Source organism: Mesorhizobium sp. M1307, assembly GCF_040318155.1.
In the GTDB taxonomy this organism is placed as follows: Bacteria; Pseudomonadota; Alphaproteobacteria; order Rhizobiales; family Rhizobiaceae; genus Mesorhizobium.
Genome location: NZ_JAMYLR010000090.1, coordinates 1 through 5463 on the forward strand (window position 1 = coordinate 1; position 5463 = coordinate 5463).

General features: G+C 62.8%; 5 protein-coding genes. 2 read left to right on the forward strand and 3 right to left on the reverse strand.

Annotated elements, in window-relative coordinates:
- Nucleotides 1-413 precede the first annotated feature (413 nt).
- From mmsB to NKH16_RS34570, 3 genes are all read right to left on the reverse strand, one after another.
- Nucleotides 414-1298, reverse strand: coding sequence for a 3-hydroxyisobutyrate dehydrogenase (gene mmsB / locus NKH16_RS34560; protein WP_352742256.1), 885 nt, complete (start codon nucleotides 1296-1298; stop codon nucleotides 414-416).
- A gap of 71 nt (nucleotides 1299-1369) precedes the next feature.
- Nucleotides 1370-1738 (reverse strand): four helix bundle protein, encoded by a 369-nt coding sequence (locus tag NKH16_RS34565; RefSeq protein WP_352742255.1) that lies wholly within the window; start codon nucleotides 1736-1738, stop codon nucleotides 1370-1372.
- A 37-nt stretch (nucleotides 1739-1775) separates the two neighbouring features.
- Complete coding sequence (locus tag NKH16_RS34570; protein WP_352903905.1) at nucleotides 1776-2942, reverse strand: isobutyryl-CoA dehydrogenase; 1167 nt, start codon at nucleotides 2940-2942, stop codon at nucleotides 1776-1778.
- 151 nt (nucleotides 2943-3093) lie between these two features.
- Here NKH16_RS34570 and NKH16_RS34575 point away from each other — a divergent pair, with 151 nt between their 5' ends.
- Together NKH16_RS34575 and NKH16_RS34580 are read left to right on the forward strand one after the other, a co-directional pair.
- Complete coding sequence (locus NKH16_RS34575; RefSeq protein ID WP_352742252.1) at nucleotides 3094-3708, forward strand: dimethylsulfonioproprionate lyase family protein; 615 nt, start codon at nucleotides 3094-3096, stop codon at nucleotides 3706-3708.
- 1 nt (nucleotide 3709) lies between these two features.
- Nucleotides 3710-5179 (forward strand): cobyric acid synthase, encoded by a 1470-nt coding sequence (locus tag NKH16_RS34580; protein ID WP_352742250.1) that lies wholly within the window; start codon nucleotides 3710-3712, stop codon nucleotides 5177-5179.
- The last annotated feature ends 284 nt before the right edge of the window (nucleotides 5180-5463 follow it).

The following is a 5463-nucleotide window of genomic DNA, read 5'->3' on the forward strand; positions in this document are numbered from 1 at the left end:
CTTTAACACCCGGTTCTATTGTGGGGTGTTCGTTTTTTGTGTATACGCACCTGTCTTGCCCTATTCTTTTTTGCCCCGGGGGTCCTTTCCCTGGTTCGCGGGGGGCCGGTTATGCGGGCCCCCGGCGTTTGAACGAGCGGTTGCCAGGCGACGATGCGAAACGCAAAAACCGCGCTCCATCGGAACGCGGCTTTGCCAGATACGCATGGCGCTTCGCCAACAATACACTTGCGAAACTAACGGCGAAACTTACGGGCTCCGGTACGCGAGACCTGATCCGGAGCGCCGGGCGGATGTCCGCCTCGCAATCCGTTTTAAACGCATATCGTTACTGCAGGGTTAGCAAGAGCTTAAGCAAACCTAAATTTGCCGACTTTCCGCTTTGGGCAGATCGAAACCTGTGAACTTGGAGCTTACGCCGGGTTACCACGGAGGAAATTAATGATGCCGGAAAAATCCGCGCCGGCATTCCCTTGTGCGTTGAACATCGCATAGAGCTGGGCTGCCTCCGCGCCGAGCGGTGTTGCTGCACCGACGCTCTGTGCGGCCTCCTGCGACAGTTTCAGGTCCTTCAGCATCAGTGCCGCCGCGAAGCCAGGCTTATAGCCATTGTTGGCGGGCGATGTCGGAACCGGGCCGGGCACCGGGCAATAGGTGGTCAGCGACCAGCACTGGCCGGACGAGGTCGAGGCGACGTCGAACAGCGCCTGGTGCGACAGGCCGAGCTTTTCCGCCAGCACGAAGGCCTCGGCAACGCCGATCATCGAAATGCCCAAAATCATATTGTTGCAGATCTTCGCCGCCTGTCCGGCGCCGTCGTCGCCGCAATGAACGATGCGGCCGGCCATCGGCTTGAGGATTGGTTCGGCCTTGGCGAAGGCGTCCTTCGAACCGCCGGCCATGAAGGTCAGCGTGCCGGCCGCCGCACCGCCCGTGCCGCCGGAGACCGGCGCGTCGATCGACAGCAACCCATGCTTGGCGGCGATGGCATGGGCCTTTCGAGCCGACTCGACATCGATGGTCGAGGAATCGATGAACAGCGCGCCTTTTTTTGCCTTGGACACGATGTCTGCGTAAACCGACAGAACATGCTTGCCGGCCGGCAACATGGTGATGACCGCATCGGCATCCTTCACCGCCGCAACGGCATTGGCCATGACGATGACGCCGTGCTCCCTGGCAATGACGAGGTTCTCCGGCACCAGGTCGAAGCCGTGCACGGCATACCCGGCCTTGACCAGGTTGGCGGCCATCGGATTGCCCATATTGCCGAGGCCGATGAAGGCGATGGTGGTCATAATGGCGCTCCGTGGTTTGGGTAGGCAGTAGGCAGTAGGCAGTAGGCAGTAGGCAGTAGGCAGTAGGCGACCTATTCGGGCGCAAGTTTGCTAATAAGTTGGCGAAGCATTTTCCCGATGCCCTCGGTCGCTAAAAGCACGTGATAAGCTTGATCATGGGTAGCAAGGCCAATGCGTTCAGCGATCTGGAGGTGTGTCTCGAACTCCTTCAGCGATCCCTGGGCAATCCTGAGAAATTGCTGATAGGAGCCTCTGTTGTCTCGGCCGTAACCTTCCGCGATGTTTGCAGGAATAGAGGTTGCTGAGCGGCGGATTTGGCTGGTCAACCCATACAATTCCTCTTTTGGCCATGCCTTGGTCAGGGAGTAGGCGGTGACGGCTAGATCCATCGCCTGCTGCCATACGATAAGATCCTTGTGCGAATTGATCTTGCCGGTCATCTTTCTGCCTACTGCCTACTGCCTACTGCCTACTGCCTTACCGTCCGATCAGCGCGCGAGCGATGATGACGCGCATGATCTCGTTGGTGCCTTCGAGGATCTGGTGGACACGCAGGTCGCGCACCACCTTCTCGATGCCGTAATCATGCAGATAACCATAGCCGCCGTGCAGCTGCAGGGCGTCGTTGGCGACATTGAAGCCGGTGTCGGTGACGAAGCGCTTCGCCATCGCCGACCATTTCGAGGCATCCGGCGCGTTGCGGTCGAGCTTCGAGGCGGCGGTGTAGAGGAAGATGCGTGCTGCCTGCAATTCGGTCTCCATGTCAGCAAGCTTGAACTGCAGCGCCTGGAACTGGTTGATCTTCGAGCCGAAAGCCTTGCGCTCGGCGGTGTAGGCGAGCGCCTTGTCGAGCGCCGATTGCGCGCCGCCGAGCGAACAGGCGGCGATGTTCAACCGGCCGCCGTCGAGCCCGGCCATGGCGATGCCGAAGCCGGCGCCTTCTGCCGACAGAAGGTTTTCCGCCGGCACCTTGCAGTCCTCGAAGACGACCTGGCGGGTCGACTGCATGTGCCAGCCCATCTTGCGCTCGTTGGCGCCGAAGGAAAGGCCGGGCGCATCGTTCGGCACGACGAAGGTGGAAATGCCTTTCGGCCCGTCGGCGCCGGTGCGCGCCATGACGACATAGAGGTCGCTGTCGCCGGCACCGGAGATAAACTGCTTGGCGCCGTTCAGCACATAGTCGCCGCCGCTTTTGACCGCACGCGTCTTCAGCGCCGCGGCATCGGATCCCGAACCCGGCTCGGTCAGGCAGTAGCTTGCCAGCCATTCCATCGAGGTCAGCTTCGGCAGGAAACGCCGGCGCTGCTCGTCGCTGCCGAAGCGGTCGATCATCGATGCCGCCATGTTGTGGATCGAGATGAAGGCGGAAAACGCCGGATCGGCCCGCGAAAGCGCCTCGAAGATCAGCACGGCGTCGAGCCGGCCGAGCCCCGAGCCGCCGACGTCGTCGCGGACATAGATGCCGCCAAGGCCGAGCGGACCTGTCTCGCGGATCACATCGGCCGGGAAATGCTTGTTGCGATCCCAGTCGAGTGCGTTCGGCGCCACGCGGTCGGCGGCGAAGGCTTGCGCCATCTCCTGGATGGCGCGCTGGTCCTCGTTGAGTTCGAACTGGCTGGTGCCCGCATCGACAGCGGCGTCCATGGCGTGCTCCCTGATGTTTCCGGCCTGCTGGCCTGTCGTTTTTGGCTTTGCGCGCAGTCCAATCTAGACCAATGATGCCGCCGCGCAACCCGATCGTCTCCATCCAACCATCTGGGCAGCGGCTGTGGGCGAATGCGCTTTGGAGCAAAGTGTGACGACAACTTTCGACGAACTGCTTGGATGCTTCCATGCCTATCTCCAGACGTTCGATGATGCGCTGGTGCGCGACGCCGTGGCCCGGATCGGCTGGGACATGCCGTCCCGTCCGCTCGAACCGCATGCACTGCCTTGTCTCGTCCAGCTCGACCGGATCGTCGAGCTCGCTCCCGCTGCGGCCAAGTCGCTGGCGCGGCTGGTTGCGGAGCGTCGCGGCTATCTGCACTGGGGCCAGACCTATGGCGAGGCGGATTTCGGCAAGGTTTTCATCGACAATTACGGCTGGCTGGAGGTGTTCGGTACACGCGGGCATTTCGTCAATGACGAGGTCGCGGGCGGCCTGCTGATCCTTGGACCCGACACCGTCTACCCCGATCACCACCATGTCGCGGAGGAGATCTACATCCCGCTGACCGGCGGCACCGAATGGCGCATGGGCGATGGCGGTTTTCGCCTTCGAGCGGCGGGCGAGGTGATCCACCATGCCCCTGATATCAGCCACGCCATGCGCACCGGCAAGGAGCCGCTGCTGGCGCTCTACATCTGGCGCGGCGGGCCGCTGGCAGCCAAGTCGACGATCACCGGAACTGTTGCGCAGGGCAGGGGCTGATATGGCCAAGGCGATCATGCTGCAGGGCACGGGTTCGGATGTCGGCAAGACGGTGCTGGTTGCCGGCCTCTGCCGCGCGGCGAAGAAGCGCGGCCTGAAGGTGCGGCCGTTCAAGCCGCAGAACATGTCGAACAACGCGGCCGTCGCCGATATTCCGGGCGATTCAGGCGGCGGCGAGATCGGCCGCGCCCAATGGCTGCAGGCGATCGCCTGTGGCGTGGCGCCGACCATCCACATGAACCCGGTGCTGCTCAAGCCGCAGACCGACGTCGGCGCTCAAGTCGTCGTGCAGGGCAAGGTGTTCGGCGAGGCGCGGGCGCGCGACTACCAGGCGCTGAAGGGCCGGCTGATGGATGCGGTACTGGACTCCTGGGCAAAGGTCGGCGAGGGCGCCGATCTGGTCATTGTCGAGGGCGCCGGCTCGCCGGCCGAGATCAATCTCAGGAGCCGCGACATTGCCAATATGGGCTTTGCGACGCGCGCCGGCGTGCCGGTGATCCTGGTCGGCGATATCGATCGCGGCGGCGTCATCGCCTCGGTCGCCGGCACCCATCTGATCCTGCCGGAGGAGGACCGGCGCATGATCGTCGGTTACCTCATCAACAAGTTCCGCGGCGATGTCTCGCTGTTCGACGATGGCATCGAGGCGATCGAAAAATTCACCGGCTGGCGCTGTTTTGGCGTCGTGCCGTGGCTGAAGGCGGCGGCGCGGCTGCCATCGGAAGATTCCGTCGTGCTCGAGCGACTGGCGTCCGGCGAGAAGCGCGCGCTGAAGATCGCCGTGCCGGTGCTCTCGCGCATCGCCAATTTCGACGATCTCGACCCGCTCAAGGCCGAACCGCAAGTTGAGGTGGTGTTCGTGCCGCCTGGTGAGCGCTTGCCCGAAGATGCGGGTCTGGTGGTCATTCCCGGCTCGAAGTCGACGATCGGCGATCTCCTGAAATTTCGCGAGAACGGCTGGGACCGCGACCTTGCCGCGCATAGGAAACGCGGTGGTCATATCGTCGGCATTTGCGGCGGCTTCCAGATGCTTGGTCTAATCGTGCGCGATCCCGACGGCATCGAGGGCAGCGTTACAGAAACGCAAGGCCTCGGGCTGCTCGACCTCGAAACGGTGATGGAGCCGGAAAAGACGGTGCGCAATGTCAGCGCGCGCTCGGTGCAATTCGATCTGCCGCTCGAGGGCTACGAGATCCATCTCGGCCGCACCACCGGTCCGGACACGCTGCGGCCGTCCGCCGTTATCAACGGCATCGATGACGGCGCTATCTCGGCCGACGGCAAGGTGCTGGGCACCTATATGCACGGGCTGTTTTCCGCCGACGCCTTCCGGGCGAAATTCCTCGAAAGCCTCGGCGTCAAGGGCGGCGGCATCGACTACCGCGCCGAGGTCGAAGGGGCACTGGACGAGATCGCAGCCGAACTGGAAACCCACCTCGACTGCGACACGATTTTTGGGCTGGCGCGTTAGATACTTAGCGCGGAAGTTTTGCACGGGTCGTTGGCTTCGACGGATCACATGCCTTGGCGATTAGCGGAAACGTCCATGGCTTCGTCATCCTGGGGCGGAGCAAGGAGCGAAGCGACGCGGCGCAGACCCCAGGATCCATGCCCTGACTTCGGAGCGCCGCTGCGGCGCAGAATTCTGCTCCGCTGGCTCCTCGGCCAAGGTCACGGCATGATGGGGTGGACGGCGCCCGACGGCATCGGATGTGCCAGAATGAGTTCGTTGAGATCTCAAACAAGGGAGCCGTC

Bases quoted from the DNA above. Each gene is read 5' to 3' on its own strand.
- mmsB (WP_352742256.1), bottom strand. From the start codon at position 1,298: ATGACCACCATCGCCTTCATCGGCCTCGGCAATATGGGCAATCCGATG.
- NKH16_RS34565 (WP_352742255.1), bottom strand. From the start codon at position 1,738: ATGACCGGCAAGATCAATTCGCACAAGGATCTTATCGTATGGCAGCAG.
- NKH16_RS34570 (WP_352903905.1), bottom strand. From the start codon at position 2,942: ATGGACGCCGCTGTCGATGCGGGCACCAGCCAGTTCGAACTCAACGAG.
- NKH16_RS34580 (WP_352742250.1), top strand. From the start codon at position 3,710: ATGGCCAAGGCGATCATGCTGCAGGGCACGGGTTCGGATGTCGGCAAG.